This window comes from Brevibacterium sp. NPDC049920 (assembly GCF_040656435.1).
Taxonomy (GTDB): Bacteria; Actinomycetota; Actinomycetes; order Actinomycetales; family Brevibacteriaceae; genus Brevibacterium; species Brevibacterium pityocampae.
This window is the reverse complement of sequence record NZ_JBFAMF010000006.1, coordinates 167,667-194,410: the sequence shown is the minus strand read 5'-3', so window position 1 is coordinate 194,410 and position 26,744 is coordinate 167,667. Positions and strand designations below refer to the sequence as shown.

At 68.4% G+C, this 26,744-nt stretch carries 28 protein-coding genes and 3 tRNA genes; 14 read left to right on the top strand and 17 right to left on the bottom strand.

Annotated elements, in window-relative coordinates:
• Nucleotides 1-123: 123 nt before the first annotated feature.
• The 11 genes from AB0I45_RS08090 to AB0I45_RS08040 all read right to left on the bottom strand — a co-directional run bounded on the left by AB0I45_RS08090 (nucleotide 124) and on the right by AB0I45_RS08040 (nucleotide 10,173).
• A complete protein-coding gene (locus AB0I45_RS08090; protein WP_265809628.1) occupies nucleotides 124-309 on the bottom strand; it encodes a hypothetical protein in 186 nt (61 codons plus the stop codon).
• 240 nt (nucleotides 310-549) lie between these two features.
• The gene (locus tag AB0I45_RS08085) at nucleotides 550-1,332 is read right to left on the bottom strand and encodes a Tad domain-containing protein (RefSeq protein ID WP_345029515.1); all 783 of its coding nucleotides are present in this window, start codon (nucleotides 1,330-1,332) and stop codon (nucleotides 550-552) included.
• A 120-nt stretch (nucleotides 1,333-1,452) separates the two neighbouring features.
• Nucleotides 1,453-2,115: a response regulator transcription factor gene (locus tag AB0I45_RS08080; RefSeq protein WP_360317703.1), complete on the bottom strand. Its 663-nt coding sequence runs from the start codon at nucleotides 2,113-2,115 to the stop codon at nucleotides 1,453-1,455.
• The gene (locus AB0I45_RS08075; protein ID WP_360317700.1) at nucleotides 2,108-3,253 is read right to left on the bottom strand and encodes a histidine kinase; all 1,146 of its coding nucleotides are present in this window, start codon (nucleotides 3,251-3,253) and stop codon (nucleotides 2,108-2,110) included. Before AB0I45_RS08075 ends, AB0I45_RS08080 begins: the two co-directional genes overlap by 8 nt.
• A gap of 84 nt (nucleotides 3,254-3,337) precedes the next feature.
• Nucleotides 3,338-4,243, bottom strand: coding sequence for a type II secretion system F family protein (locus tag AB0I45_RS08070; protein ID WP_360317697.1), 906 nt, complete (start codon nucleotides 4,241-4,243; stop codon nucleotides 3,338-3,340).
• Complete coding sequence (locus AB0I45_RS08065) at nucleotides 4,243-5,172, bottom strand: type II secretion system F family protein (RefSeq protein ID WP_247423513.1); 930 nt, start codon at nucleotides 5,170-5,172, stop codon at nucleotides 4,243-4,245. Before AB0I45_RS08065 ends, AB0I45_RS08070 begins: the two co-directional genes overlap by 1 nt.
• Nucleotides 5,169-6,536 (bottom strand): CpaF family protein, encoded by a 1,368-nt coding sequence (locus tag AB0I45_RS08060; RefSeq protein ID WP_137318810.1) that lies wholly within the window; start codon nucleotides 6,534-6,536, stop codon nucleotides 5,169-5,171. Before AB0I45_RS08060 ends, AB0I45_RS08065 begins: the two co-directional genes overlap by 4 nt.
• A gap of 6 nt (nucleotides 6,537-6,542) precedes the next feature.
• Nucleotides 6,543-6,947, bottom strand: coding sequence for a hypothetical protein (locus tag AB0I45_RS08055; protein ID WP_137318811.1), 405 nt, complete (start codon nucleotides 6,945-6,947; stop codon nucleotides 6,543-6,545).
• On the bottom strand, nucleotides 6,947-8,590 hold the full coding sequence (locus AB0I45_RS08050; protein ID WP_265809623.1) for an AAA family ATPase: 1,644 nt from the start codon (nucleotides 8,588-8,590) through the stop codon (nucleotides 6,947-6,949). Before AB0I45_RS08050 ends, AB0I45_RS08055 begins: the two co-directional genes overlap by 1 nt.
• 2 nt (nucleotides 8,591-8,592) lie before the next feature.
• The gene (cpaB, locus tag AB0I45_RS08045; RefSeq protein ID WP_137318813.1) at nucleotides 8,593-9,381 is read right to left on the bottom strand and encodes a Flp pilus assembly protein CpaB; all 789 of its coding nucleotides are present in this window, start codon (nucleotides 9,379-9,381) and stop codon (nucleotides 8,593-8,595) included.
• A gap of 6 nt (nucleotides 9,382-9,387) precedes the next feature.
• Nucleotides 9,388-10,173 carry a hypothetical protein gene (locus AB0I45_RS08040; protein WP_265809621.1) on the bottom strand — a complete coding sequence of 262 codons (786 nt, stop codon included), beginning with the start codon at nucleotides 10,171-10,173 and terminating at the stop codon, nucleotides 9,388-9,390.
• 273 nt (nucleotides 10,174-10,446) lie between these two features.
• Between AB0I45_RS08040 and AB0I45_RS08035 the strand changes: the two genes are divergently transcribed.
• The 10 genes from AB0I45_RS08035 to AB0I45_RS07990 all read left to right on the top strand — a co-directional run bounded on the left by AB0I45_RS08035 (nucleotide 10,447) and on the right by AB0I45_RS07990 (nucleotide 19,035).
• Entirely contained in the window at nucleotides 10,447-12,183 is a 1,737-nt protein-coding gene (locus AB0I45_RS08035) for an OmpA family protein (RefSeq protein WP_247423504.1), read from the top strand.
• A 70-nt stretch (nucleotides 12,184-12,253) separates the two neighbouring features.
• Nucleotides 12,254-13,510, top strand: a complete 1,257-nt coding sequence (locus AB0I45_RS08030) for a hypothetical protein (protein ID WP_360317690.1) — start codon at nucleotides 12,254-12,256, stop codon at nucleotides 13,508-13,510.
• Nucleotides 13,507-13,989, top strand: coding sequence for a hypothetical protein (locus AB0I45_RS08025; RefSeq protein WP_345029541.1), 483 nt, complete (start codon nucleotides 13,507-13,509; stop codon nucleotides 13,987-13,989). Before AB0I45_RS08030 ends, AB0I45_RS08025 begins: the two co-directional genes overlap by 4 nt.
• Before the next feature lie 24 nt (nucleotides 13,990-14,013).
• Nucleotides 14,014-14,589, top strand: a complete 576-nt coding sequence (locus AB0I45_RS08020; RefSeq protein WP_137318818.1) for a prepilin peptidase — start codon at nucleotides 14,014-14,016, stop codon at nucleotides 14,587-14,589.
• Between the two features lie 249 nt (nucleotides 14,590-14,838).
• Complete coding sequence (locus AB0I45_RS08015) at nucleotides 14,839-16,263, top strand: hypothetical protein (protein ID WP_247423496.1); 1,425 nt, start codon at nucleotides 14,839-14,841, stop codon at nucleotides 16,261-16,263.
• Between the two features lie 118 nt (nucleotides 16,264-16,381).
• Entirely contained in the window at nucleotides 16,382-16,918 is a 537-nt protein-coding gene (locus AB0I45_RS08010) for a hypothetical protein (RefSeq protein WP_137318820.1), read from the top strand.
• Nucleotides 16,911-17,279 carry a hypothetical protein gene (locus AB0I45_RS08005; RefSeq protein ID WP_137318821.1) on the top strand — a complete coding sequence of 123 codons (369 nt, stop codon included), beginning with the start codon at nucleotides 16,911-16,913 and terminating at the stop codon, nucleotides 17,277-17,279. The genes AB0I45_RS08010 and AB0I45_RS08005 overlap by 8 nt, the downstream gene beginning before the upstream one ends.
• A 34-nt stretch (nucleotides 17,280-17,313) precedes the next feature.
• A complete protein-coding gene (locus tag AB0I45_RS08000; protein WP_360317684.1) occupies nucleotides 17,314-17,814 on the top strand; it encodes a hypothetical protein in 501 nt (166 codons plus the stop codon).
• A gap of 154 nt (nucleotides 17,815-17,968) precedes the next feature.
• Nucleotides 17,969-18,244: a hypothetical protein gene (locus AB0I45_RS07995; protein WP_137318823.1), complete on the top strand. Its 276-nt coding sequence runs from the start codon at nucleotides 17,969-17,971 to the stop codon at nucleotides 18,242-18,244.
• Nucleotides 18,245-18,417: 173 nt separating this feature from the next.
• A complete protein-coding gene (locus tag AB0I45_RS07990) occupies nucleotides 18,418-19,035 on the top strand; it encodes a 1-acyl-sn-glycerol-3-phosphate acyltransferase (RefSeq protein WP_137320382.1) in 618 nt (205 codons plus the stop codon).
• A 69-nt stretch (nucleotides 19,036-19,104) separates the two neighbouring features.
• Here the strand turns inward: AB0I45_RS07990 and AB0I45_RS07985 are convergent.
• The 3 genes from AB0I45_RS07985 to AB0I45_RS07975 form a co-directional block, all read right to left on the bottom strand.
• Nucleotides 19,105-19,177: transfer RNA gene (locus tag AB0I45_RS07985), tRNA-Phe, on the bottom strand.
• Nucleotides 19,178-19,246: 69 nt separating this feature from the next.
• Nucleotides 19,247-19,320 (bottom strand) — tRNA-Asp (locus tag AB0I45_RS07980).
• A gap of 44 nt (nucleotides 19,321-19,364) precedes the next feature.
• Nucleotides 19,365-19,437: transfer RNA gene (locus AB0I45_RS07975), tRNA-Glu, on the bottom strand.
• 156 nt (nucleotides 19,438-19,593) lie between these two features.
• Between AB0I45_RS07975 and AB0I45_RS07970 the strand changes: the two genes are divergently transcribed.
• From AB0I45_RS07970 to AB0I45_RS07960, 3 genes are all read left to right on the top strand, one after another.
• A complete protein-coding gene (locus AB0I45_RS07970; RefSeq protein ID WP_247423492.1) occupies nucleotides 19,594-19,944 on the top strand; it encodes a metallopeptidase family protein in 351 nt (116 codons plus the stop codon).
• Between the two features lie 130 nt (nucleotides 19,945-20,074).
• Complete coding sequence (ybaK, locus tag AB0I45_RS07965; protein ID WP_247423490.1) at nucleotides 20,075-20,575, top strand: Cys-tRNA(Pro) deacylase; 501 nt, start codon at nucleotides 20,075-20,077, stop codon at nucleotides 20,573-20,575.
• Between the two features lie 103 nt (nucleotides 20,576-20,678).
• Nucleotides 20,679-21,293, top strand: a complete 615-nt coding sequence (locus AB0I45_RS07960; protein ID WP_360317679.1) for a hypothetical protein — start codon at nucleotides 20,679-20,681, stop codon at nucleotides 21,291-21,293.
• 45 nt (nucleotides 21,294-21,338) lie between these two features.
• On the opposite strand, the gene AB0I45_RS07955 is transcribed toward AB0I45_RS07960, so the two are convergent.
• On the bottom strand, nucleotides 21,339-21,953 hold the full coding sequence (locus AB0I45_RS07955; RefSeq protein WP_137318827.1) for a YigZ family protein: 615 nt from the start codon (nucleotides 21,951-21,953) through the stop codon (nucleotides 21,339-21,341).
• Between the two features lie 228 nt (nucleotides 21,954-22,181).
• Between AB0I45_RS07955 and AB0I45_RS07950 the strand changes: the two genes are divergently transcribed.
• Complete coding sequence (locus AB0I45_RS07950; RefSeq protein WP_345029560.1) at nucleotides 22,182-23,540, top strand: aspartate aminotransferase family protein; 1,359 nt, start codon at nucleotides 22,182-22,184, stop codon at nucleotides 23,538-23,540.
• Between the two features lie 180 nt (nucleotides 23,541-23,720).
• Here the strand turns inward: AB0I45_RS07950 and AB0I45_RS07945 are convergent, their stop codons facing one another.
• A complete protein-coding gene (locus tag AB0I45_RS07945; RefSeq protein ID WP_345029562.1) occupies nucleotides 23,721-24,986 on the bottom strand; it encodes a M20 family metallo-hydrolase in 1,266 nt (421 codons plus the stop codon).
• A 118-nt stretch (nucleotides 24,987-25,104) separates the two neighbouring features.
• Nucleotides 25,105-26,736 carry an amidohydrolase gene (locus AB0I45_RS07940; protein ID WP_345029564.1) on the bottom strand — a complete coding sequence of 544 codons (1,632 nt, stop codon included), beginning with the start codon at nucleotides 26,734-26,736 and terminating at the stop codon, nucleotides 25,105-25,107.
• Nucleotides 26,737-26,744 lie beyond the last annotated feature (8 nt).

Below are 26,744 nucleotides of genomic sequence, written 5' to 3'. Positions count from 1 at the left end.
ATCGCGAGGTACTCGATCGAGACGGCGCCGGTCTCGCGGTTGGTGCGGATGGCCTGGGTCATCTTGGTGAGAGCGTTCATGGTGAAGTCCTTTCGGGGATGGTGGGTGTTCGAGGGGTGGGGGTCAGTTGGCGAAGATCGAATCAACGGCTTCCTGGAAGGGGCCGGTGAGATCGATGCCGCTGGCGGCTGCGATGACGATGCCGACGACGACAGCGACGACGAGGGCGATCGCGAGGTACTCGATCGAGACGGCGCCGGTCTCGCGGTTGGTGCGGATGGCCTGGGTCATCTTGGTGAGAGCGTTCATGGTGAAGTCCTTTCGGTTCGTTGCCGAGCTTGTGACTTCAGTCTGCCGGGTCGATGTGAGCGTCAGAAGGGTCTCCGGTTCCGGGAGTGGACCCAAAGCGATTGGGCCCAGCCGAATGGGCCCCCGGGGGGCAGTGCGCTCGTGCGGGCGATCGACTGGTGGACGGGAGCGCTGTGGGGGATGAATGGACTGAGGGCACCCGGCGCGGAGCCGGGTGCCCTCGTGGCAGGTGGGGAATGCTCACTCGACGAGCTTGATCTTGAACATCCGTTCGAAGGCATCGTGGTCGTGGGAGATATAGGTCGGGCCGACATAATAGGCGCGGGCCGACCCGTAGATGCTCGTGCACACGAGCGTCCACGCCTCGAGGCTCGGCATTCCCTCGGGCATGCAGGTCAGGCCGGGCGGGGTACGGACCTCGGCGGCTGCGCTGCCCGGCGCCGTGAGGGTCTCCTGGATCTTCTTGCCCTGCGGAGACTTGACGGCCTTGGACTGGGTCGACACGTCCACAGCGATGGTGCGCGGTGACTCGACCTGGTACTGGGTGAGGATCACCGAGTCGTTCTTCGCCGCGAAGCTGCTCGCGCTGGGGTATCCCGTCCACCCCGCTGCCGCCCAGAAGGGGTCCGGGGCGACGAAGGTGAACAAGATCTCCTCCTCCTCGTCCTCCGGCGGTGGAGGTGGGGGAGGCGGAGGATCGGGGTCCGAAGGGTCCGCCGGCGGCGGGGGCGGAGGTGGCGGCGGAGGAGTGGGCTTGCTGACAGTGATGGACTGCCCGCCCAACCAAGCCGTGATCCAGTTGCCGCGGGCGGCCTCGGCGCCGGCGAGCGCCGAGGAGTCCGCCGCCTTCTGCGCCTCGGTCTTCCGATCGACGGCCTCACCGAAGATCATGAACAGCAGCGAGGCGCCGATGACGGCGACCGAGACGAGGACGAGCGCGATCGAGACCTGGCCGGATTCGGGGTCGCGGCGGCGCAGGTCGAAGAGGGACGGGGGTGGCCGGAGGGCGCGTAAGCGGAGCATGGGGATCATACTGTCCTCGGGGAGCGAGCAGGGTACGTCTTCATTGTCCACGTCTGAGAGCGGAATCGGGAGGGCACAGGGGCCCAGGACCGGGTCCAGGAGCGCATCTCTTCCCCTGTCTCATCGGAGCTTCTTGAACCAGACGCTCACCGCTTCTGCACGGTTCGCGACGTCGAGCTTCGAGAAGATGTGGTTGATGTGGTTCTTCACGGTCTTCTCACTGAGGAAAAGGCGCTGGGCGATCTGTCTGTTGGTCAGTCCGTCTGCGGCGAGCTCCATGACCTCGTGCTCACGCCGGCTCAGTCCGAACGGTGCGGATCCGCCCGAGTGCTCCGGGATGTGGTCCGAGCCGGTCTGTTTGCGGCGCGTGTGGTTCGAGAGTATGACATCGGCTGCGGTCGACGACATGAGCATGCTGCCGCGAACCACGGAGCGGAGCGCGTGCGAGAGCCCCTCGACATCGAGCTCGTGGTAGACGACGTATCCCTTCGCCCCTGCTTCCAGCGCGCCCTCGATGATCTCCGACTCCTCGCTGTGGGTGAGCATGACGACGGTGGTGATCTGCGACAGCTCACGGGCCGCCGACACGCCGTCCCGTCGGGGCATCCGGACGTCGAGGAGGCAGACATCGGGACGGAGGCGCTCGCCGAGGTCGATCGCTTCCTGCCCGTCGCACGCCGAGCCGACGAGCTCGAGCCCGTCGGACGAATCGATGATCTGCTCCAGGCCCATTCTCACGACTCTGTTGTCGTCGGCGATGAGCACCCGCAGTGCTTCAGACATCGATGACCTCCTCTGGGATCCGGTGACGAAGGGTGATGGTGGTCCCGTGGCGCGGTCGCGACCTGATCGCGAGCGAGGAACCGATCTGCGCAGCACGCTCCTCCATGCCTGCGAGGCCGAAATGTCCCTCGGCCTGGCGGGTGCGATCATGTTTGGCGAATCCGCGGCCGTGGTCGGTGACGACGAGTTCGAACACCCCGCTGTGAACGTGGGTGGTGAGATCGATCCGCTCGGTGGAGGAGTGGAGCGCGGCGTTCGTCAGCGCCTCCTCGGCGACCTTGCAGATGTTGTGCCGGTGCTTCTCATCGAAAGGCAGATCGTGGCTCAGCCGCACATCGACGGGAACCCCGTGGAGCACGCCGATCTCCTCTGCGGTCCGCTGGAGCAGTGTGTTGAGCGAGGGCGTCGAATCCGTGCGGAGGTTCGTGAGGATCCTCCGCGACTCCGCGACCGCATCGGCGGCGGCTTCGCTGATCGACCGGGCGGTCGGCTGCGCTCCGGGCTGGGTCATGGCGAGCGCCTTCGCCTGCAGCCCGATGCCGACCAGCGTCTTGACGAGCGAGTCGTGGAGCTCGCGCGCCAGACGAGAGCGTTCTTCCCCGAGCGCGGCGTCGCGGGCGGACTGCTGCGCCACCACGAGAGAGGCGTCCACCTGGGACTGCAGGGTGCGCAGCGAGCTCCCGATGACCACTGCGATGACGATGACGACGATCGAGCCGACGAGAGACACATCGACCGGCCCGTTCGAGCGCGTCGGGTCAGCGAGGTGGTCGAGGAACACCGTTGCGGTGAGGCCGGTGATGAGCAGGGCTGACAGCAGCTCGCGCCCTGGGTACGCGTACAGCATGCCGATGAGGAGAGCCGAGCTGAACATGTAGGCGACGAACGGGGAATCGGGCCCCTGGAGTGCGAGCAGCGCCAAGGAGGCGATGATGTCGACGAGGACGACTGCGGGGTGGCGGAGCAGGAACGGCACGACGCGCGACCACCAGATGATGAGCACACCGGACAGTACCGTGGTGACGAGCACGAGCACGACCTCGACCGCCGGGGCCCGGTCGGAGCGCCAGCTCAGCAGCACGGGGAACGCGCAGAGCAGGCGGAGGAGCAGGGCGATCTTCCCCGACTGCAGGAGCACGGCACCAGGTCGCCGACTGGTGGCCGTGATGTCACGGTGTGTGCGGGAATCAGTCTCCGGTAGCGACAGCTGTCTCATGTCCGGTCATCCCTGCAGATTGGAGAGGATCTCTCCGAAATCGATACCGGCGACGAAGTACATGCTCACCATGATGAGCACCATGGTGCCGGGGACCATGACGAGGGTGACGACGGCGGAGATCTTCGGATTGGCCTTGGACGCCTTCTGCCGCGCGCGCTGTGCAGTGACGCGTCGCATGTCGAGGGCGATCTGGTCGAGCGCATCGGACAGCGGGGAGCCGAGCTCCTCGGACTGGAGGAGAGCGGTGACGAAGGACTCGAGCGATTCCGAGGTGGTGCGGCTGCGGAGTGCGGCGAAGGCTTCGCTGCGGGACTGCCCGACGTCCATCTGCCGGAGGGTCAGGCGGAGCTCGTCGCTCAGCGGCCCTTCGACCCTTTCTATGACGCGGTCGAGCGCGGCCCGGAAGGACAGGCCGGCGGACACCGTCACTGCGAGGACGTCGAGGAAATCCGGGAGCGCGTCCTCGATCTGCTCCTGCCGTTCGGATGCCTTCGATGCCAGGCTGATATCGGCGATGAAGAAGAGCGCCACGAGGAAACCGACCCCGAGCAGCGGTTGGACGAGGACACTGATGAGCACTGCCGGCACGACACCGATGAGGAGGAGCTTGCACTTCTGCTGCATGAACTGGCGGAAGTCCGCATAGTCGGCGTTGCCGGACCGGACGATCCGGTCGCTGGCGAAGCGTCGGTACGCGGGCCCGAGCAGATTGGCCACATCGGGCGCGATCGCCGCGGCGAGGCTGTCGAGCGGGCCGGTCTGTCGTCGCTTCCGCTTGGCGGAGGTGGTGATGAGAGCACGGTCCTGGGGCGAGAGCTTAGCCAGCGGGTCGGTCTTGACCAGGGCGTAGCCGCGCATGGCCAGGCCGGCGATGAGCAGTGCTGCGATACCGAACGCCAGGGACCACATCAGAGCTTCACCCGTGTGAGCCGATTGATCGCGACGATCCCGATGATGTACGACGCCGTGGTGATGACGATCGCGATCTGTCCGATGACCGTGCTCGTCAGGTCGAGCAGCAGGTCGTTGTACGTGAGCGACAGGATGATGACCAGACCCACTCCGAGGCCGGCGACCATGTACCCGGTGTAGCTCGCCTCCGCAACGAGTGTGCGGACCTCTCGGGTGGTCTCCTTGCGGTCCTCGAGCGCGAGTGAGAGGTCGCGCAGTGCCGTGATGAGGGATCCTCCGGAGCGGTGGGCGATGACGAGGGTGGACACGAGCACGCTGAGATCCTTGCCGGGGAGCCGCCGCTCGAGCCGTTCGAACGCGATGTCCATCGGCGTTCCGAGGTCGAGTTCGTTCGTCATCCGGCGGATCTCGCGCCCGGCCGGGTCGGACAGTTCGGTGGCGGCGATGTGGAGCGCGGTGTTGATGGACAGCCCCGCGCCGGTCGCGTTGGCGAGGATGCGGGCGAACTCGGGGAGCTGAGCGATGAACTTCTCCCGCTGCTTGTGACGAAGGATGGTGAGCGCGTACACCATTGCGACGACGATGAGCACCCCGGCCATGACGGCGTAGAAGGTCGCCATGACGGTGTTGAGGCTCAGGCCGACCACGACGACGATGACGAGGCCGATCAGGACGAACTCGACCGGGGTGAGCTGCGTGACATTGGCCTGGAGCATGAGGTCGTCGAGCCGTCGGCCGATGCGGGTGCCGATGAACCAACGATTCACCGGGGTGACGAAGCGCGCCCGGAAGCTCCGCCGGTAGGTCTCGGTCTGGTTCCTCACCAGCTCGCGCTTCTCGAGTGAGCCGACCATGAAGGCCGAGAAGCCGATCGCGGCGACAGCGAGCACTCCGAAGAGGGCGCCGAGAATGACGAGTTCCCTCATGAGTGGGTGCCCGGGCGCGCTTGTCCGGTCTCCGGATCAGGGGCGATCGGGTAGGTCGTCGGGAGCTCGTATCCGGACAGCCACATGCGATGGGCCAGGTGGTACGGCATCGGGTGGACGGCGAACTCGCCGGTGACCACTCTGTCCGCGCCGAGCGCGTTCGCCCGGAACGTCACGAGGGGAGTGAGCTCGAACTGGGCCCGGCTCCGCGACGTCACCGCCGCGATCTCCTGGATCCGCCGGCTGCCGTCGGCCCCGCGCGACAGCTGGACGATGAGATCGACGGCGCTGTTGATCTGATCGCGCAGCGCCTCGTACGGGATCGGGAGCTCGCTCATGCTTGCGAGCGTCTCCAGTCGCGACACCGCGTCGGTGGCGTTGTTGGCGTGCACCGTTACCAGGGAGCCGTCGTGACCGGTGTTCATCGCCTGCAGCATGTCGAGGGTTTCGCCGCCGCGGACCTCGCCGACGATGATCCGGTCGGGCCGCATGCGGAGGCTGTTGCGCACGAGATCACGGATCGTCACCGCGCCCTTGCCCTCGACGTTGGCCGGGCGCGATTCGAGCCGGATGACGTGCGGCTGTTGGAGTTGGAGCTCGGCGGAGTCCTCGACCGTGACGATGCGGTCACCGTCAGGGATGAGTCCGGAGAGGGCGTTGAGCATCGTGGTCTTGCCGGTGCCGGTGCCTCCGGAGACGACGATGTTGAAGCGCGCCCTGACGCAGGCGGTGAGGAGATCGCGCGTCGCTGCGTCGAGCGAGCCCTTGGTGATGAGGTCGTCGAGCGTGAACGGGGTGGGGAATCGACGGATCGTCATGGTGGGGCCGTCGAGAGCGAGAGGCGGGACGATGACGTTGACCCGCTCGCCGGAAGGCAGTCGGGCGTCGACCATCGGGGAAGACTCGTCGACTCGCCTGTTGACCCCGGCGACGATCCGGTCGATCGTCTGCATGAGCTGCGCCGAATTGGTGAAGGTCGCATCGAGCTTCTCGAGCCTGCCCCGGCGCTCGACGTAGATGCTCTGATACCCGTTGACCATGATCTCCGTGACCGTGGGGTCGGCGAGCAGGGGTTCGAGGACACCGAGACCGAGGGCCTCGTCGACCACGCGTCGGATGATCACCTGTCGGTCGTGGGCGGAGAGCACCGGGCCGTCGCGGGAGATGAGGTGGCTCATCACGCGCTCGAGCCGGACCCGTCGCTGTGTGGCGTCGAGCTTACTCAGCTCGTCGAGGTCGATCTCCTCGAGGAGCAGCCGACGGTATTGGCGCACGGCGAGCTGCTCGCTCGTGAGCTTCTCGCCACCGGGGTCGGCGACATCGGCGACATCGGCCTGCTGCTGTGCTCTGCGAAGAAGTGCCATCCGAGGTCAGGGTTCCGTCCGTGGGAATACAGCGGTGCGCGACACCTGCATGGGAGGCACGCGCTCCTCGAGCCAGCTGATGTTGAGCACAGGCACGCTGACGGTGGTGGTGCAGCGGATCTCCGCGCCGTTCGCGCAGGATGTCGTGGTCCCGGCGCGCAGTGATTCCGAGACGGCGGAGTTGCCTGCGGCGACTCCGCTCCCGGCGACGATCGATTCGGCGCGGGCGGCGTTCCGCGCTGCGGAGTTCGCCTGCGACAGCGAGTGCATGGCGAGCAGTGCCTGCAGGCCGATGAGGACGGCGGCGAACACGACGACGGAGCCGGCGAGGAACTCGATGCTCACGGCGCCGTGCTCGGCCTGCCGGCCGGCGCGGAGCCGTGCGAGTGCGGCATGCATGCGGGTGATCATCAGTACGGCTCCTTCACGACTCCGGCGCTCGCGGGGATGGTCAGATCGAACCCTTCGGTGGTGGGGACGAGCAGGGGCGTGCTGAGCTCGACCGAGACCCGTCCGGGCGATTCTCTCACCTGGAGGCCATCGCGCCATCCCTGTGGAGTATGGGAGTGCGCAGCATGTGAGGCGCTCGCGCCGACAGCGGCCGCGCGGGCGCCCTCGTTCGCTGCATTGCTCGCGAAGATCGCGGTGACGCCCACCAGCAGGACCTGGAAAGCGATGGCGGTGAAGAGGGCGAACAGCGCAGTGATCCCGACGGCTTCGATGCTCACGGCACCTCGGTCGGAGCGGAAACGCGATCGGCCCGTCGTCGCGGCACGGGAGTCGGGCTGGGCCGGAGCAGCTGCGGCGACGTCTGAAGCATCGGGGGCGGTCTCGGTCCGGGTGCTGCGGCTCGCGGAACGGAATCGGGGTCTGCTGCTTCGGTCATCGAGGGAGTGCGAGGGGATGAGAGACATCTCTATTCCTAGATCTTCGATTCTGCTCGACCAGGCGGCGCCGGCGAGTTCGGGGTCTCTGCGGTTCACCGCAAGTTCCAGGGAAGCGAATTCATGGGGGATGGAGGTGCTGAGAGTGGGGACCGTGACGATCCTGCGCGCGGTCTCGGGCTGGAGGTCGCTCTTCTTGTCGACCTTGTTGAGGAGTGCCTTGACAGGGCCGCCGTCCCTGATCGACAGGCGGCTCCACAGCTCGGTGATGCGCTGCACTCCGCGCAGGCTGAGCACGTCCGGAGTGGCGCAGACGATGACCTCGTCCGCCATTTCCACGGCGACCGAGTTCGCCTCGCCCATGACTGATCCGACATCGACGATGACGACATCCGAGCGCGAGACGAGCATTCCGAGGATCTGCCGGGCGGCGAACTCGGTGACGAGTTCGCCGCGTTCGCCGTGCTGGGGGCCGAGCAGCAGCGACAGCCCGGAAGCGTGCTCATGGACGACGTCCTGGAGGTGGCGGGGCGTGAGTTCCTCCACGACGGGCAGAAGGTCGGTGATGTCGCGGTACCGCGGGATGTCGAGGAGGATCGACAGATCGGGCTTCTGCAGGTCGAGGTCGACGACGACCACCCGGTCGCCGGGCCGGGATCGCGCAGTCTCCAGCCCGAGGTGGAGCGCGACGCTCGAACTGCCGGCGCCGCCCTTGGAGGAGGCGATGGCGACGAGTCGGCCGCCGAGCACTGCGGTCTCGTTCTCGGACCGCTTCTGCACCGCCTGTTTGACCGAGGCGGACCATGCCACCGCGTTCTCGACCCGTGAGCTGACCTCCTCGTAGCTCAGCGGGTACCGGACCACGCCGCGCGCACCGTTGTCGAGTGCTGCGGCGAAGTCCTCCGGTGCCGGGTCGGCGAGGACGACGAGGATCGCGAGCGCAGGAGTGCGCGAGGCAACCTCGCGTACGAGGTCCCACATCGGCATCGGCGCGCAGTTCTCGTCCACGACCAGGATGTCGGGGGAGATGTCGGTATTGGCGGACAGGCCGTGGAGCAGCGCGTGGCTCGTGGTGTAGACCTGCAGGGTGTCGACATCGGAGGCGCCGAGCGCCTGGCGGATGTCCCAGCCCCTCTGCTCATCGGTCGACAGGATGACAGCACGTGCCATGATCAGTTTCCCCCTCCGTCGGCAGAGCCGAGCGCCGGTGCGAGATCGGGATCCTCGAAGGACAGATCGTCATCGGTGATCGTCGAACCCGTCTCGTTGTTGCCCGACCGTGTGATCCGCAGGGATACTGCGAACGCCTCGGCATAGGCGAGCTTGCTCGCATCGTTGACCGAAACCGCGAAGGTCACCGGCACGGTCTCGACGAGCGCGCCCTGCGCCGCTGCCTGGCCGGCGTCGGGTGCGAGCTGCTGGTCCGGCTGGCCGACCGCGACGACCTCGGCGTTGCGGACGAGGACACCGGCGACGTTGTACGGGATGTCCGCACGGCGGTAGCTCGCGTCCTGGTCGTTCTCGCGGTCCTTGGCGAAGGCCGCGACCACATCGACGAGATCGCCCGGATTGACCCGGCCGTTGATCCCTGCGTCCCCTTCGAAGTTCACCGAGATTTCACGCTGTCCGTCCTCGAGCGACGAGACCGGTGCCAGCATGTCGGACTGGATGTACGAGCCGGCCGTGATCGCCGTCCTGGCCTTCTGCCCGGCCAGCTGATCGAGGTGGGTCACCATCTGCGGAGTGACGTACTTGTCCGGCACCTCCTGGGTCTCGAGGTGAGTCCCCGGGTCGATCGTCTGGTGGATGCTGATGTCCTCGATCGCCGCGTACACAGTGGTCTTCGGACCCACCTCGGCACTCACCGATCCGACATACGACACGACGCCGAGGAAGACCGCGATCGCGCCGATCGCAGCGATGACGAGGGTGATGACACCTCGGCGCTGACGTGGATTCATGGGTGCTTACTCCTGGTCGTCTGGTGCGAGACGGTGGCAGACGCGGCAGACCGGCGCGATGCGGGAGAATCCGCACCAGTCGCACGCGGTCGACTGCTCTCGAACGGTGGTGATATGAGGGGCGAGATCCGCAGGGGCCAGACAGACCTCGGTCGGATGCTCCAGGCCCCACCAGCGTGATCCGGCTCCCGCCGGCCGGTTGCGGGGGACCACGGTCACCGGCTGCAGTCGAGCGAGGAGCGCGTCGGTGATCGCCTCGGTGGCCTGGCGGTCGCCTTCGACGGTGAAGGCGACGGACGCTGATTCGGAGGGCTGGATCGCGGAGAAGTCCTCCGCGCGGGTTCCACGGAGGACGCGGCCGTGCGCCTCCGCAATGAAGCGCGAGCTCGGGAGCAGGCTCAGAGCGTGCTGCATGAGCGACGGCTGAGCCTGCGTGAGCCGTGCCACGGATTCGAGCACTGCGAAACACCGGATCGCGCCCGACACGCGGTGGAGGAGTTCGAGCAGCGCACCCGGATCCAGCTCCGTCTGGGTGGACTGGGCGATCTCGGTGAGCACCTGGATGCCGAGCGGACTGAGGTTCGACTCGAACATGAGCACCCTGCTCTCGGTGGATCGGGCGCGAGCATGGCTGATCCTGCGCTCGATCTCAGTGGCGCGTTCGGCATCGACGATGAGGGCGACCCACGTGTCCTCCGGCGCGTCGAGCTGCTCGAGCAGCGCGTCGAAGTCCTCGTGCGGGATGAGCGCGCGGACAGCGTCGGTGCGGAGCGGAGAGGGGTGTGACTTCATCGGGGACTTTCTGAGCGGGCAGGGCAACAGGGCGGCCGGGGATCTGCGTCTCCCATCATAGGAGGACCCGGACACCCCGCCAAATGCTTATGTGGACGTCGCCCGTGGTTCAGGCGGAGTTCGCGTGGAGTTCGGATCCCGCCCGGCAGACGGCGGGATCGAGCACGGGGTGGGAACGGACGGGGTCGTGCGGAGGGGGCCCGGGTACGATGTACCGGACAGCTCCCCGCACCCACCCCGTGACGAATCCCCGTATTCCCCAGGAGGTCTCCCGTGACTTCGATCCCCTTCCGCCGATCGCTGACCGGCCTGTTCCTCATCGGCGCCCTGCTCGGCGCCGTCGGCTGCTCGGGTGGCCAGGACGACGGCGGCGGACGCGACCGGTCCCCCGACACGACGGACGCATCGGGGGGCATCGTCGACATCGACGGCTACTGGTCGGACGCTCGGCTGCCCGACCCGCTCGCGGAGGTCGAGGTGCAGCTGCCCGAACCCAAGGCCGGTGAGGCCCTGGCGACTGCGAAGGCCCAGGTGCTGTCCCTCGACAGGGCGGGAGACAGCGTCCGGCTCGTCGGCGCCTGGTTGCGGCCGACCTCGGGTCCCTCCCTCGGTTCGCACGAGCTCACCGGAGGATCGGACTACTTCCATCAGGTCCCGTGGGTCCGGCTGCTCGACGCGCAGTCGGGCCATCTCATCGAACCGCTCTACGGTGCGGAGACCGATGTCGCGAGCAATGACCGCAAGAACGAGTGCCTGTGCTCACGGACGACCTCCAAGGAGCAGGGGGAGGACTTCGTACCGGAGGAGATCGAGCTCTTCTACGCCGACTTCCCCGCTCCTGCCTCGCAGCAGGTCTCGGTCATGTTCGGTGAGTTCATCGAGCCGACCGACGAGATCCCGGTGTCCGAGGGTCAGCAGTTCGAGAACACCGCAGAGGGGACTGCCGTGTTCGACATCCGCAGCGACAGCGGGGCGCTCCCGGCGGGCTACGGTGCGGAATCGGCGCAGCGCGCGGTGCTGCCGTTCGCATCGCGCATACGCTCCGTCACCGGGTCCTCGGTCAACGTCGAGGACGAGGAGACCGAGCTCTCCCTGCCCGCGGACGTGCTCTTCGAGGTCGACTCGAGCGAGCTCGACGGCGAGGCGGAGAAGGTCCTCGACGGCGCCGTCGACACCCTGCGGACGACCGCACAGGGGCAGGAGGTCGTCATTGCCGGGCACACCGACGATCAGGGCGAGGAGGACTACAACCAGACGCTGTCGGAGAAGCGGGCGGAGACCGTCCGGGAATATGTCGAGCCCAAGCTCGCCGATGCCGGGCTCACCTTCTCGACGCAGGGCTTCGGAGAGACGGATCCATTGGCGCCGAACCTCACGGCGGACGGGAAGCCGAACGAGGACAACCGGGCGCTCAATCGCCGGGTCTCGTTCGTGTACCAGCCGAGCGGCTCGGGCGATCTCAGCGTCGAGACGGGTGAGGAGCTGCCGGAGGCGCCGGTGATGGCGGGGGCCGAGGCGCCCGACGGTGTGCTCGCCTCTGCGATCCTCGAACAGCCCGGCGACCGTGGTGACACCCCACTTCGCATAGACCTGCTCGAGGTGGCCGAGGCGGGGGACCATGTCCGGGTCGGCTATGCGTTCGCGATGGCCGATGGCGGGCCGATCCAGCGCAATCTCTTCTACGGCAGCGCCCTGGTCAAGTCCCACCTGCACTTCGGGGTGAACTCCTTCGGCCTCGGTCAGAACCCGTCGAGCAGCAATGTCACCGTGATCGGCACCGACTCGGGTCAGCAGTACTGGCCGGTGACGGGCGACGGGGTGAGCTGTCTGTGCACCGAGGCCGCCGGGACCCGCGGCCACGGGTTCACCCTGAGCTCGCCGATGTTCGCCTACTATCCCGCAGCGGCGATCGAGGAGGACGGCACGGTGCTCCGGTTCGCAGACAGCGGCGAATGGGAGCTCGATCTGGAGTCCTACCTCGGCCAGCAGGCGACGGGGGCCGAGGGCTGATGACGTCTCAGCTCCGTGCTCCGGTCGCCGGGGGCGGCCGTCGAGCCTGCCCCGCTCCTCGAGGGCGGTCATGAAGCGCAGGGGGCCGCGGCTCGAGCTCGGCGCAGGGATCTGGGGAGGACTCGCCGCTGTCGTGGTGATCGCAGTCCTGCTGCCGGTGGCCCCGCAGCTGGGGCATCGTATCCAGGAGGATGCGTGCAGCCGTTTCGGCGCATGCACGACGCTCGAGGAGATGTCGCTCGCCTGCAGTCGCCCCGATCGCGGAGCGATCACCGGCAAGGCCCGCACGACGGTCTACCACGCACCCGTCGACGACGGCCGGTCGCAGCTGAGCCTGTTCGCGGACGGGACGGCGACCGTGGTCGAGGTCGACGGGCCCCACCCGGTTGCAGCCGAGGCGTCGCAGGGCGGCCCGGTCGCTGAGGTGGGCCCCTTCGAAGAGCACGGATTCACTTCCCATGTCGATGCCCGGCGCTGGCTCGTCGGGCGCACTCCGGGGGATCGCGCAGTCGCGGATTCCAGCGCTGGACCGGCCAATGACACGGTCGGTGCAGGCTACTTCCGAATGCAGGAGGCGCTCGGCCTCGGCGCGATGCAGAACCGTCCCGCTGATGCTGCGGTGTCGGCGGTGAGCGTGCCGGGGGCCACCGAGCGGTCGGTGATCGTGAGCACCCGTGCGGACGGCTCGTACACCACCTTCGCCGTCGCCGAGCTGCCGTGGCAGGAGAGTCCCCGCATCACGTCGATGGCCGCATGGATGGGCATCACCGGGATGCTGACCTATGCGATCGAGCACGATCCGCGGGGTGTGCCCGTCGGTTTGACTCTGTCAGGAACTGCACGGGAGCGCTGGAACATGGACGTGCTGCGGTCGCAGCAGGTCGGGTCCCAGTCATCGGCCGCGGCGGACGACGTCGAGCCGTTCGCCATCCGGACCTATTCCCTCGATCTCCGCACCGCACGGAACGCCGAGGCCTTCGACGCGGTGTTCGAGACCGTGCGTCACGGAGCTGCCGAGATCCGGGTTCTGCCCCGTCGCCAGTTCGACCGCCTGGTCGTCGACGGCGACTACGACCGCAATCCCGTCGACGCCCTCGCCGATCGGATCGGAGCCGACGCGGTGCTGGTCAGCGCGCGCTATGCTCCCGGTCGGGCGGGCTCCGGATCGCTGAGCACGGCAGCGATGCTGTCGCTCGTGTCCGGGGTGCCGCAGCGCGGGGTGGGTGAGCTCATGCTCGAATCGGCAGAATCGATGGACCTGGCGAATCCCGAGACGGAACCCGAACCGCTCGTCGACTGCGAGATCGAGGAGACCGAGGAGGAGTGAGGTTCTACGGTCCCGCTCTGCTCGTCTCGACTCTCGCGTTCGTGGTCTGCACAGCTCTCCTGCTCACGATCGCGCTCATCGGCGGGCCTGCTCTCGTCACCGTGGCGGGCCCGACGACGGCGGCGACATTGCTCGGCGTGCTGGGCTTCCTGGCCCGCGCACTCGTGTCGGGGTGGCTCACCGGTCGGCTGATCGTCCTCCGAGCGTCGGTGGCGACGAGTCTGCTCAATGTCATGAGCGGGTTCGTGCTCGCGTTCGTGCTGCCCGCGTTCCTGATGGCCATCGGGGACGCGGGAGTGCCGGTCGGGTCCCTCGTCCTCGCCGCCGGCATCGATCTCGGGGTGGGGCTGGCCGCGGTGGCCCTCGGCGCCCTCCTCGCCCACCTGCGCGCGCGGTTGACGCCGCGGGAGGAGCGCGCCCCCCGCGAGCGCCGGCCGCAGCGCCGACCGGCGCGGCGTTCGAGGTCACGTCGCCGATGAATCGGCGGAGAGGAGAATGAGACGATGTCTCCGCTGCTGAGATTCCCGCGGCGGGTCAGTCGAGGGGAGCTGGCCCTCCTGGTGCTGGGCACGCTCGCGACCGTGCTCGTGACGGTGTGGCGCGTGGATCCCGATTCCGGAGTGCTGTGGGCCGCGCTGCTCGTGAGCGTCGCCGCGCCCCTTCTGATCTGGGTCGATCTGCTCGAACGCCGGCTGCCCGATGTCATCACGCTGCCTCTCGTTCCGCTGGTGATCGGCGCTCTCGCGGTGCCTGCGGCCGCGGGGGGAGATTGGGCCCGATTCGGCATGGCGCTGCTCGCCGGCGCTGGGGTCGGTCTGTTCTTCTTCACCCTCTTCCTCATCTCCCCGACCTCGATCGGGTTTGGCGACGTCAAGCTGGCACTGAGCCTGGGGCCGGCTCTCGGGTGGTTCGGGCCGCTGGTGACGGTCGTCGGGGTCTTCGGGATGCTCGTGCTCGGCCTCGTCCACGGTCTCGTGGTCATGGTGCTCACCCGTCAGGGGCGTTCGACGAGCTTCCCCTTCGGGCCTGCGATGCTGTGTGCCGCTCTGCTGTGCCTGTGGGCGTTCGGGGGAGCGTGATCCGAGGCTCCGTGCGCTGGAGCGAGAACCGGGCCTGAGGGCCCAGGGTGCTTGGGTCCATGAGTGGGATTCGGTGCTCTCCTCCGTCGGAACGGGCCTGCGTATCCTGAGGGCATGTATTCCTCATCCCCTCGATCCCGCATCCCCATGCCCCATCCGCCGGATTCCCCGCCCGTTCCCGCAACCATCCGGGAACGGGTGCTGCGCTCCTTGAAGCGGCGCACGACCCGGATGTCCGACACCGGGCTGGTGAGCGTCGAATACCTCGCGACCGCTCTCGTCGCCTCAGCGATCATCGGGACTCTGATCGTCGTGCCGGTCGCCACGCAGCCGCAGGTCACGGAGGACTTCGAGGCTGCCGTGTGCCGGATCTTCTCCGAGAACGGGGGGTCCGGGGACTGCGGCGGATCCGACGGCCCGGAAGCTGTCCCGGAGCAGTCCGAGAACCCCAACGACATGCCTCCGACGTGTCTCGTCTCCACCACTACCGAGAACAGCTCCGCGAAGCTCGACGTCAAGTTCGTGACGATCGAGGGCGGGTACCAGATCAAGATCGAGGAGATGAGCGACGGCACGCTCAAGTACACGCTCGTCGGCGAAGGCGAGGTCGGTGCCAAGCTGTCCACCCCCACGGAAGGGGCCGAAGCGTCTGCCGGGATCAACGGCGGACTCTCGCTCGGCGACACGTGGATCGTCGATCCGAACTCCGAGGACGCTGCAGCGCTCGAGCAGCAGATCCGGGACTACGCTCTCGTGCAGATCGCCGACCGGGCCTCGGGCGGCTGGCTCGGCGGGCCTGCGAGCTTCATCTCCGGCAACCCGACCCCGCCGCGGGACCCGGATGTCACCTACACCACTGGCAGTCTCGAGGTCGAGGCCGAGGCAGAGGCCTCCAACCCTCTCGGCACCGACAGCCCCGAGGGACTCGACATTCCCGGTATCCCCTCCGCAGAGGCGAGTGCTCAAGCGGCCGTGAACGCCGGAGGCTCCTACACCGTCCGCAACGACACGTCGAAGGACGGCGGCGTCGTCACCTCGTACGAGTTCGAGCTCGAAGCCGGTGGCAACGCCCGCGCCGAGGCCAGCGCCGAGGTGAAAGGGAACAAGGGATCCTACGGCGCCGGATACGATGCGTCCATGAAGGACCGGGTCGGCATCTCCTACCAGAACGGTGAGCTCTACGAGATCCGGATCACCCAGACGCGGGCGGTCAACGTCGGTCCCGACGGGAAGATCAAGCTCGCCGATGGTCAGACCGTGAGCATCGGTGCCGACGGCGGCACATACACGACGACCACGATGACGCTCAACACCGAGGGGATGACCCCGGAGCAGATAGCGAAGATGAAGCAGTGGGCGGATTTCACCCAGTCCGGGTTCATCGCCCCGAACCTCTACGACATGATGCACGACGGCGCACCCGATCACCTGCTCAACGACACGGTCACCGACTTCTCGAACCTCGCCTACGACGAAGGGCAGCTGGGGGCGAACACCTATCAGAAGACCGGTGCGGATTCGTCGATCGGCGCGAGTGAGGGGTCCGGCAACGACAAGCTCGGCTTCAGCATCGACAGGTCTATCAGCGGTGCCGATCTCATCGAAGCTACCCACCTCTCGAAGGATCCGTCCGGGAACCGGGAAGTCGTGCAGAATGAGGCGTGCCTGCAGTGACGCGCGAGGTCGCCCCGGTCCGGCCCGGCGACGGGTTCCGGCCCGGGGCGTCGCCGTCCGCGCCGACGTCACCGAGTGAGGAGAGACTCCCATGAGACACCTACACACTGCAGCTGCGGTGCTCGGGGCCGTCGTGCTCCTGGCGCTGTCCGGCTGCACCCCATCCGGCTTCACCGAACATCGCTTCGAGGACGTCCGAGTGGCGGTGCCGGACGGTTGGGCCGAATCGCCGGCCGATGCCCTCGACGACACGTGGCAGTTCGGTCTGGACGACAGCGCTGAGGGAGAGACCAGGGCTCGACTCCGCGTCGCGCCGATGTACGGTTCCTCGCCCCATCCGGTGAATGCGGAATCGACTCTCTTCGCCGATGCCGAGATGGGGCAGCGATACGGGAAGGACTTCCATGCCGACGTGCGCGAGGAGACCGAGATCGAGGGCGCGCGATCCGCGTTCAAGACCGAGTTCACCTATTCGTCCACCACGGGGACCGCGATGACGGGCCGCTGGTGGTTCATGTCGAATCCGGACACCGGTCAGGTATCCGGGGTGGAACTCGTCGGTGAATCCGATGTGCTGGACCCCGACCTCATCCGCGATGTCGAGAGAACGCTCGAGCTCGATCCGCAGGACGAGGGGAGACGTGGCGATGAGTGATCTCATCCGGGCCTGGACCGCCGGCGCGGCCGTCTACCTGCTGCTCAATCTCGCACTGACCTTCATCCTGCCCTACCGCCTCTACGACGTCTTCCTCCTCTGCCCGTTCGCGGCTGCGGTCGTGTCATCCGCCGTCCATCTGTGGAAGGGGAAGGGTGGCTGGGGGCGTCACCTGCTCGCGGCGTTCATCGTCCCTGTGGCGATGGAAGCGTACTTCGTCGGAGTCCACGACATCCCCGACGGCCATTCGGTCGGTGAGATCGCGCTGGGGACCGTGAGCACCCTCGTGGTCGCCGCCCTCGGCCTCGGAGTGGTCCATGCTGCCGAGCGCTGGGTGTTCGCTGAGAAGGCGCACTCGTGATGCGGGTCGTCCAAGTGGCGTGCGGAGGTGTGCGATGACGAGCACCGCAGGGGGATTCGGCGTCTTCATACCCGTCATCATCGTCATCATGCTCATCGTCGTCGGATTCGGCTTCTTCACCGTCATGCGCCGCCGCAGCGTGCCGATGTCGCGGGTGCAGCAGACGACGCCCGGCGTCATCGAGTCCGCACTGATCCTCCACAACTGGAAGCGCTACGCCCACACATGGAACGACGAGGACCCGCGGGGGATCCATCTGACGCTCCGGTTCACCGAGGACGGGCAGACCGTCCGGCGCACGATGGACTGGAAGAGCCCTCCGGTGCTGCCCAAGCGGGTGCGCGACCGGATCGTGCGCCGCCTGCCCATGGATCGCAGCACCGGCGTGCAGCTGCCGGACCGGGATGCCCGCCGTGCGGCGGACGAGCAGGCTCGGGCCGGCGGCTACCGGCTCGTCCTCGATCCGGAGATCCCGGTGCTCGTCCACCGCCTCGACGACGGCTCGTACCGGTGGTCGGAGGACCGGCGGCGGTAGCGCCGGCGAGGCGCTCGGTCACCGCAGACCAGCCGCTCGTCCACCTCCGCGCATGCCTTCGGCCACCGCAGGCGAGGCGCCCGGCCCGGTTCCGGCCTGCGCGCCGCGGGTCTAGGCTGGAGCACGCACCTGACCGCACGAGGAAGGACGTACGATGACGGACGGCGCGACGACCCCGAACGACCCCGCACTGCCCACCGAGCCGCTCGACGCAGTGGTCCCCGAGGCCGAGGACGACCTGCTCGCCCAGCCCGGTGACGCGGACTCGCCCGAGCCCCTCGACGGCCGCGACGGCCAGCCGGCGGCCGGCGGATCCGACGAGCCCGAGCTGCTCGACGCGGAGGACCCGCTCAAGGATCCGCAGCGGGCCGCCGACGAATCCGACACCCTGCTCACGGAGACCCCGCTGCCGGAGGACCCGGTCGGCTGAGCGCACCTGCACTGCTCCAGCAGCTCGCGTCACCCGAACGGCAATTTCCTGCGGTTCCTGAGAGCGGATCCGCATGATTCTGCACTCTCACCGCGGTGATTCCAGGCGGTGGCGGACCGGATAGCCTTGGACTCGTGACGAACAGTGAGGGCGCCTCCGCCCGCCTCCCCCGGATGCCGCTGCGCGGCGTTCTCGCCCGCTGCTGGTGGCGCGCGACCTCCTACCGCCTGGTGCGCGAGGATCCGCCGGTGACCGGGTCGCGGATCCTGCTGGGCGCCCCGCACACCTCGAACTGGGACTTCGTCCACATGCTCGCGATCGCCTGGGACGCACGTCTGCGGGTGCGCTGGCTCGGCAAGCAGGAGCTCTTTCGCGGCGTCGGCGGCCCGCTCATGCGGATGCTCGGCGGTGTCCCCGTGGACCGGTCGAACCCGGCCGGGCTCGTCGACGCGGTGATCGAGCGAGCGCGCACCGAGCCGGACTTCTCGCTCGTCGTCACGCCCGAGGGCACACGCTCCGGCGACGGCTGGCGCAGCGGCTTCTACCGGATCGCGATGGCGACCGGACTGCCGGTGACGCTCGGGTTCATCGATGTACGCTCCCGCACCACCGGGCTGGGGCCGACGATCCGACTCACCGGGAACATGGCCGCCGACATGGATCGGATCCGCGCCTTCTACGCCGACAAGGCCGGGATGAAGCCGGAGCTGCGGACGGAGCCGCGCCTCTCCGGCGAGGGCCGGACCGCAGACGGGCACCCGCGCGCGGGCGAGCCGACGCAGCCGTCCTGACGGTGCATGAATGGCAAAATCCCGCGGTTCCTGAGAACGGATCCGCGGGATTCTGCTGTATCGCTGCTGTGGCTCCGACCGGCGTCGATCCGGTGACCTTTCGATTTTCAGTCGAACGCTCTACCAACTGAGCTACAGAGCCGAGTGCGGTCCATCGTACCGCACGGAAGAACGAAGGCCCTTCTGAAACAGAAGAGCCTTCATTGCTCCGCGACCCTGACGGGACTCGAACCCGCGACCTCCGCCGTGACAGGGCGGCGCGCTAACCAACTGCGCCACAGGGCCATATTCATTTGTCTCGTGCTGCGGGGATCCGCTCATCGTACACGTACCCCCAACGGGATTCGAACCCGTGTCGCCGCCGTGAAAGGGCGGTGTCCTAGGCCACTAGACGATGGGGGCCCAGTTGCCTCACCGTTCTCACGGCGTTTGAACCTCAGTCAGCCTACCCCAGAGCCGCGACGCTTTGCAAAACCGGAACGGCTCCCCGGGGCGTGAGGTGCATCACGGCCCACCGGGGCGAAGGGGCACGCCGGCCGGCGTTCGTAGACTGGGGGCATGGAGAAGATCGACGATGCGCGGTTCGACGCCCTCGTCGACGCCGCGATGGCGGACCTGCCGCCGGGCGTCGAGGACTTCATGGACAACGTGGCGCTGTTCGTCGAGGACGAGCCGCCCCCGGAGACCCCGGACCTGCTCGGGGTGTACGACGGGATCCCGCTCACCGAGCGCGACGGCTCCTGGGGGTTCGTGCCCCCGGACACCATCGTCCTGTTCAAGAACCCGCTCATCGACTTCGCGCGCGACGAGGAGCATCTGCGGGCGGAGATCCGGATCACCATCGTCCATGAGATCGCCCACCACTACGGGATCGACGACGACCGGCTGCACGAGCTCGGCTGGGGCTGAGTCGTGGATTGGCTCACACGCTGAACCATCACCTAGAGTGGCGGGGGTATTCAGACCACTCTCGTTCGACCGGACTGCGTGGTCCGGATGCCTCGACAGCATGAAGACGAGCAGGAGGCTACAGCCACACATGTCGATTGCGGCCCGCATTCACAGCTCAGCGACACCGGCACTGCGCGTGCTCAACCTGGCCGGGGTGGAGTACTCGGTCCACGAGTTCGACCACGACCCAGCGGTCCGGCGCTACGGCCCGGAAGCGGTCGAACAGCTCGGCACCGACTCCGCGCGCGTCTTCAAGACCCTGATGATCCTCGTCGACGCCGAGCCCGTCATCGCGCTCGTCCCCGTCTCCGGCCAGCTCGACCTCAAGGCGCTCGCCGGGGTCCTCGGCGGCAAGAAGGCGCACCTCGCCGGGATCGCGGAGACCGAGCGGCGCACCGGCTACGTCGCCGGCGGGGTCAGCCCGTTCGGCCAGCGCAATGCCTCCCCGGTCGTCCTCGACCGCACCGCCCAGGACTTCAGCACCGTGTTCGTCTCCGCCGGTCGCCGCGGCATGGAGATCGAGATCCGGCCCGACGACCTCGTCATGCTCACGAACGCGCGCATCGGGAAGATCGCCAACCTCGACTGATCGCCGATCCCGGCAGGGAACCCTGCATCGAATCGGTTGACAGAGCTCGAGCAGACGCGCCTATACTGTCGAGTAACTTTGCGGCTGCGGACAGGATGCGATAGTGGCGACCTACAGTTCCCGTCGACGCTTCATCACCGCCACCGCCTGGACAGCCCCTGCCCTCGTGGTCGTCACGGCCACTCCGGCGCTCGCGATGAGCACGCGGGGGTTCTCGGCGCTGTTCAATCAGGCGCTCGCGGGCTCCGACGGCTTCGTGCAGCAGTCGTACCTCAACCTCGGGATGCAGCCGGGGACCTCGGCATTCACGCTTCCGGCATCGATGACGGTGTACTTCCAGGTCGTCGGACTCAATACGCGGACCGTCGATGAACGCAGCTTCACCGCAAGCAGTTCCGACGGCACAGTGACGAAACTCGCTTACGATCCGACGACACGGACGACGAGATTCTCCTGGGTGGTCCCCGCCGGAACGCGGATCCCGAGTCTGTCGACCTCCAACCCGGGGGACACCGCTTACCCCGATGTCGCGTTCTACTGGCGCGACGGACTCACGTCGAACGGCCGCATCACCAACAAGGTCGTCGTCACCGGGATCAGCGGGCCCACGAGTTCTCTGCCTCTCACCGGGTACGGCAATCGGCAGGCCGGACCGGCGAGTGCACCGATCGGCTCCGCCGTCGTCGGCGACCTCTCCACCGGCAACGGGATCTACTGAGCGACGTCGAAGTCACGGGCCCGCGTTCGGACGCATCGGGCTCTCCTACAGGTACTCCGCCTCGCCCACCTCCGGTGCGCACGTCCCGGCGGTGACATCGGCGAGCATCGCCAGACAGGCGTCCACCTCTCCGGCCGGCACCGCGAAGCGATGGGTGACGGTCTCCGCCCACGTGCTGTCGGCCACCGTCCACCCGGCCTGCTCGGCCAGGCGCTGTGCCTGTGCGGCGTGGGCGTAGTCGAGCTCCGCGGTCACCGGGACGACGAGGTTCCGGCGCACGGTCTCGAGCTCCCAGAGCGCCTCGGATGCGGCGGCGCCGTAGGCGCGCACGAGCCCGCCCGCCCCGAGCTTCGTCCCGCCGAAGTAGCGGGTGACGACGGCGACGACATTGGTGAGCCCGTGCCCGGTGACGACCTCGAGGATCGGGGCGCCCGCGGTGCCGGCCGGCTCTCCGTCGTCGGAGGACCGCTGGGTCCGCCCGTCCGGTCCGAGGACGAACGCGGTGCAGTGGTGCCGGGCCTTCGGATGCGCCGCGCGCTGCTCCTCGACGATCGCCCGGGCGGCCTCCTCGGTCGCGGCATGCGCGACGCGGGCGATGAAGCGGGACCGTTTGATCTCGATCTCCGCGGTGTTCTCGCCCACCGGCTCCTCGTAGCCCATGCCGGCCACTGTATCGGGCGGCCCCGCCGGGCCGTGCCGGCGGCCGGAATGCAGCAGGCGTGCACCGGGCCGGCGACGGCCCTGGCCCGGTGCACGCCGGCCTGTCCCGACCCGCGGGACGGCGCGGCCGGAACCGCGCCCGCGCCTCGGCGGTGGCCTACGATGAGGGGACGAAGCTGCCGGTCCGCGCACTGCGGTCCGCACCCGCCACGCCGAGAAGGGGTGTCCATGTCCGATTTCACCGAGGCAGAGCTCGCAGCCATCCGCAGCGAGGCCGAGCGCACGTACGAGCTCGACCGCGCGCACGTGTTCCATTCGTGGTCGGCACAGGCGCAGATCTCGCCGATGGTGATCTCCCGGGCGCAGGGCCCCTACGTGTTCGACGGTGAGGGCACGCGGTTCCTCGACTTCTCCTCGCAGCTCGTCAACACGAACATCGGCCACCAGCACCCGGCAGTCGTCCAGGCGATCAAGGATCAGGCCGACCTCATCTGCACGATCAACCCCGCCCACGGCAACGCCGCCCGCTCCGAGGCCGCCCGACTCATCACCGAGCTCACGCCGGCCGGCCTCGATCACGTGTTCTTCACCAACGGCGGCGCGGACGCCAACGAGCACGCGGTGCGCATGGCGCGCCTGCACACCGGCAGGCACAAGGTGCTCGCCCGGTATCGCAGCTACCACGGCGGCACCCAGACCGCGATCAACATCACCGGCGACCCGCGTCGCTTCGCCAACGACCGCGGCGACTCCGGGGTCGTCCACTTCTTCGGGCCGTTCCTCTACCGCAGCGAGTTCGATGCCACGACCGAGGCGGAGGAGACCGAGCGGGCGCTGCGCCACCTCGAGCGGACCATCCAGCTCGAGGGCCCGCAGACCATCGCCGCGATCGTCCTCGGATCGATCCCCGGCACCGCCGGCATCATGATCCCCAGCCCGGAGTACATGCAGGGCGTGCGGCGGCTGTGCGACGAGTACGGCCTCATGCTCATCGCGGACGAGGTCATGGCCGGGTTCGGCCGGGCCGGGAAGTGGTTCGCCTTCGAGCACTTTGACATCGTGCCCGACATCATCACCTTCGCCAAGGGCGTCAACTCCGGCTACGTGCCGCTCGGCGGCGTCATCATGAGCGATGACATCTACGCCACCTTCGCCGAGCGCGCCTACCCCGGCGGCCTCACCTACTCCGGCCACCCGCTCGCCTGCGCGGCCGCCGTCGCGACGATCACCGCGATGCACGAGGAGAACATGATCGACAACGCCGCCAAGCTCGGCGCGGAGATCGTGGGTCCGCGGCTGCAGGAGTTCTCCGAGAAGTACCCCAACGTCGGCGAGACCCGCGGCGTGGGGATGTTCTGGGCGCTCGAGCTCGTGCGCGACAAGGAGACCCGGGAGCCGCTGGCGCCCTACGGCGGGAGCTCGCCGGAGGTCGCGGAGATCGTCGGGAAGCTCAAGGCCGGCGGCGTGCTGCCGTTCAACAACTTCCACCGGCTCCACGTGGTCCCGCCGCTCAACATCTCCGCCGACGAGCTCAACGCCGGGCTCGACGTGTTCGAGCAGGTCCTCTCCGAGGCGCACTACACCTGAGCAGATCGCAATTTCCGGCGGTTCCTGTGAGCGAATCCGCGAGAATTTGCACTCTCAACGGTCTTCTTCGGCGGCCGGCCGCCTCCCGTGACCGACCGCCTCCCGCGACCGACCCGACCGCCTCCCGCGACCGACCCGACCGCCTCCCGTGCTGTCCTCACTGCGCGTCAGCCGAGGCTGTCAGTCGAGTGCGCCCCCGACGAGCCGCGCGGCCACCCCGGTGAACAGGTCGACCCCGGCGCACAGGTCCGCGTCCGTCGTGTACTCGCCCTCGTTGTGGGACACCCCGTCGACGCTCGGCACGAACAGCATGACCGAGGGCACGACGTCCTTGACGTTCGTCGAGTCGTGGCCGGCGATCGTCATGATGTCCCGGTGGCTGAGCCCGAGCTCCTCGGCGACCTCACGGGACAGCTCGACGCCGCGCGGATCGTAGGGGAGCAGCCCCCAGGAATGCGCGGTGTCCTTCTCGATCCGGACGCTCGCGAGCTCCTCGATCTCCGCGATCCGCTCGTGGAGCAGCGCATCGGCCTGCGCGACGAGCGATTCGTCGGGGGAGCGCATGTCGAGGTGGAGGCGCACCTCGCGCGCGACGACGACCGGGGAGTTCGGCTCGATGACCATCTGCCCGACCGAGGTGTGCATGTCGGGACCGAACCGGTCGGCGATCTCGCGGGCCGCGACGACGAGGTGGGAGGCGCCGAGCAGCGCATCGTGCCGGTCGGAGATCACCGTGGACCCGGTGTGCGACTGGTCGCCGGTGACGATGAGGTGGTACTTCTGCGCGGCCCATGTCGCCTCGACGAGGCCGATCGTCACCCCCTCTTCGTCGAGGTGGCGGCCCTGCTCGATGTGGATCTCCGCATAGGCGGCGGCCTCCGGGCCGTCACCGGTGCCGAGCGCCCCACCGGCTTCGAGCGCCTCGGCGACACTCACCCCGGTGAGGTCGACGGTCTTGAGCGCGGCGTCGGCGTCCATCTTCCCGGTGTAGACGCTCGAGCCCATCATCGAGGGCTGGAACCGGGAGCCCTCCTCGTTGAACCAGTTGACGACGGCGATGTTGTGCCGCGGCGTGTGCCCGGACTCCTCGAAGCGGCGCACCAGGCGCCAGGCGGCCTGCGCAGCGGCGAGCACCCCGTAGGCGCCGTCGAACTTTCCGCCGAGCGGCTGGGAATCGAGGTGGGAGCCGAGCAGCACGTACGGTGCGCCGGGTGTCCACGTGTACAGGCCGAATTGGTTGCCGACCCGGTCGCACTCGACGCGGAACCCGCGCTCGGTGAGCCAGGCGGTGAGCCAGCCGCGCTGCTCCACGTCGGGGGCGGTCATCGCCTCACGGTCGACGCCGCCGCGGGGTGTCTCTCCGAACCGTGAGAGCTCCCGGAAGTCGGCGAGCACCTCGGTGTCGAGCTGTTCGGCGGTGAGCTGCGAGTAGGCGGGGTCCGTCATGTCTCTCCTCGGGTGTCGGGGTGGGTGGTGAGTGGGCCGTCGGCGTGCGAGACGGCGATCGAGATTGCGATGATCTGCGGAAACGCTCTCAGGAACCGTCGAGAATTGCAGTCTGGGGTCAGAGGGTGGAGTGGGTGAACTCGCCGCCGAGCAGCGTGGCGCGCACCGGGATGTCCTTGATCGTCGTCGGATCGACCTCGAGCGGCGAGGCCCCGAGCACGACGAGGTCGGCGAGCTTCCCCGTGCTCAGCGTCCCCTTGGACTCCTCCTGGCCCGAGGCGCGAGCGGCCACCTCGGTGTAGGCGCGCACCGCCTGCTCCGGGGTCAGGCATTCGGATTCGGCGCCGAACACCGCGCCGGAGCGGGTGCGGCGGTCGACGAAGGACTGGATGCCGCGCAGCGCGTTGCCGTCCGCGCACGGTCGGTCCGAGCTGCCCGGCACCAGGACCCCGGCCGCCACGAGCGAGGCCGCGCGATAGAGCAGGTGGGCGCGCTGCGGGCCGACCGAGGCGTTCATCCCGTCCCCGATCCCGTCGGCGAACGCGCCCTGCGGGGTCACCGCGATGCCGTACTCCGCGAGCACCGGCACGTGCTCGTCCCGCACCATCCCGGCGTGCTCGATCCGGTTGGGGATCCGGTGCCGTCCGTACCGGTCGACGGCCTCGGTGATGTTCGCGACCGCCTGGTCGACGGCGAGGTCGCCGATCGCGTGGACGGCGAGCGACCACCCGGAGCGGTAGGCATCGAGGGTGAGGCGGCGCAGCTCGGCCGGGTCCTCCTGGAGGTAGCCGGGGTGGTCGCGGCCCTCGTAGTTCTCGGTGAGCGCGGCGGTCTCGCCGGACATCGCACCGTCCATGAAGATCTTCGCCGGGCCCAGGCTGATCATGTCGTCGCCGAACCCGGAGAGCATGCCGAGGTCGAGGCCGAGCCCGATGTCGTCCGCGGAGTGCGCGGCCATCGGGTGGAGGGCGCTGATCGAGGGCATGAGCTGGGCGCGTGCGCGCAGCCGCCCCTCCGCTCGCGCCCGGAGGTAGGCGGTGACCTCGATGGGGGAGTGGCCGATCCATCCGGCGGCGATCCCGGCCTCCCCGAAGCTCGTGATCCCCTCCCGCGCGTAGAGCGCGGTGGCGAGGTCGAGGGCGTGGACGATCGCCTCGGTCGAATACGGCCGGATGAGGTCCTGGACGAGCGTCTGCGCGGTCTCCTCGACCAGCCCGGTGGGCCGGCCCTCGGCGTCGCGGACGATCTTCCCGCCCACCGGCTCGGTGAACCCGGGCTCGAACACCCCTGCGAGCTCGAGGGCGCGGGTGTTGACGATCGCGGCGTGACCGCTGACCTGCCGCATGAACAGCGGCCGGTCGCCGGCGATCCGGTCGAGCACAGCGATGTCGGGGTATGCGCCGTCATAGTCCTGGTGGGAGTAGCCGGTGGCGTTGATCCACTCCCCGGCGGGCATCCCGGCGACGGCGTCCTCGAGGGTGCGGTACACCTCGGGCAGGCCGCCGGGCAGCTTCTCCACGTCGATCGAGGCGAGCGTGAGCCCGAACCACGTCGTGTGGCAGTGGACGTCGTTGAATCCCGGCAGCACCGCGGCACCCTCGAGGTCGACGGTGCGCCGCGCAGTGAGGCCCTCGAGCTCCTCGTCGAAGCCGAGGAGCCGGCCCTGGTGGATGCCGATCGTCGACGCGGTGGGGCGGGCGTCGTCGAAGGTCACGGCGGCGGCGTTGCGCAGCAGCAGGTCGATCTCCATGAGCGGTG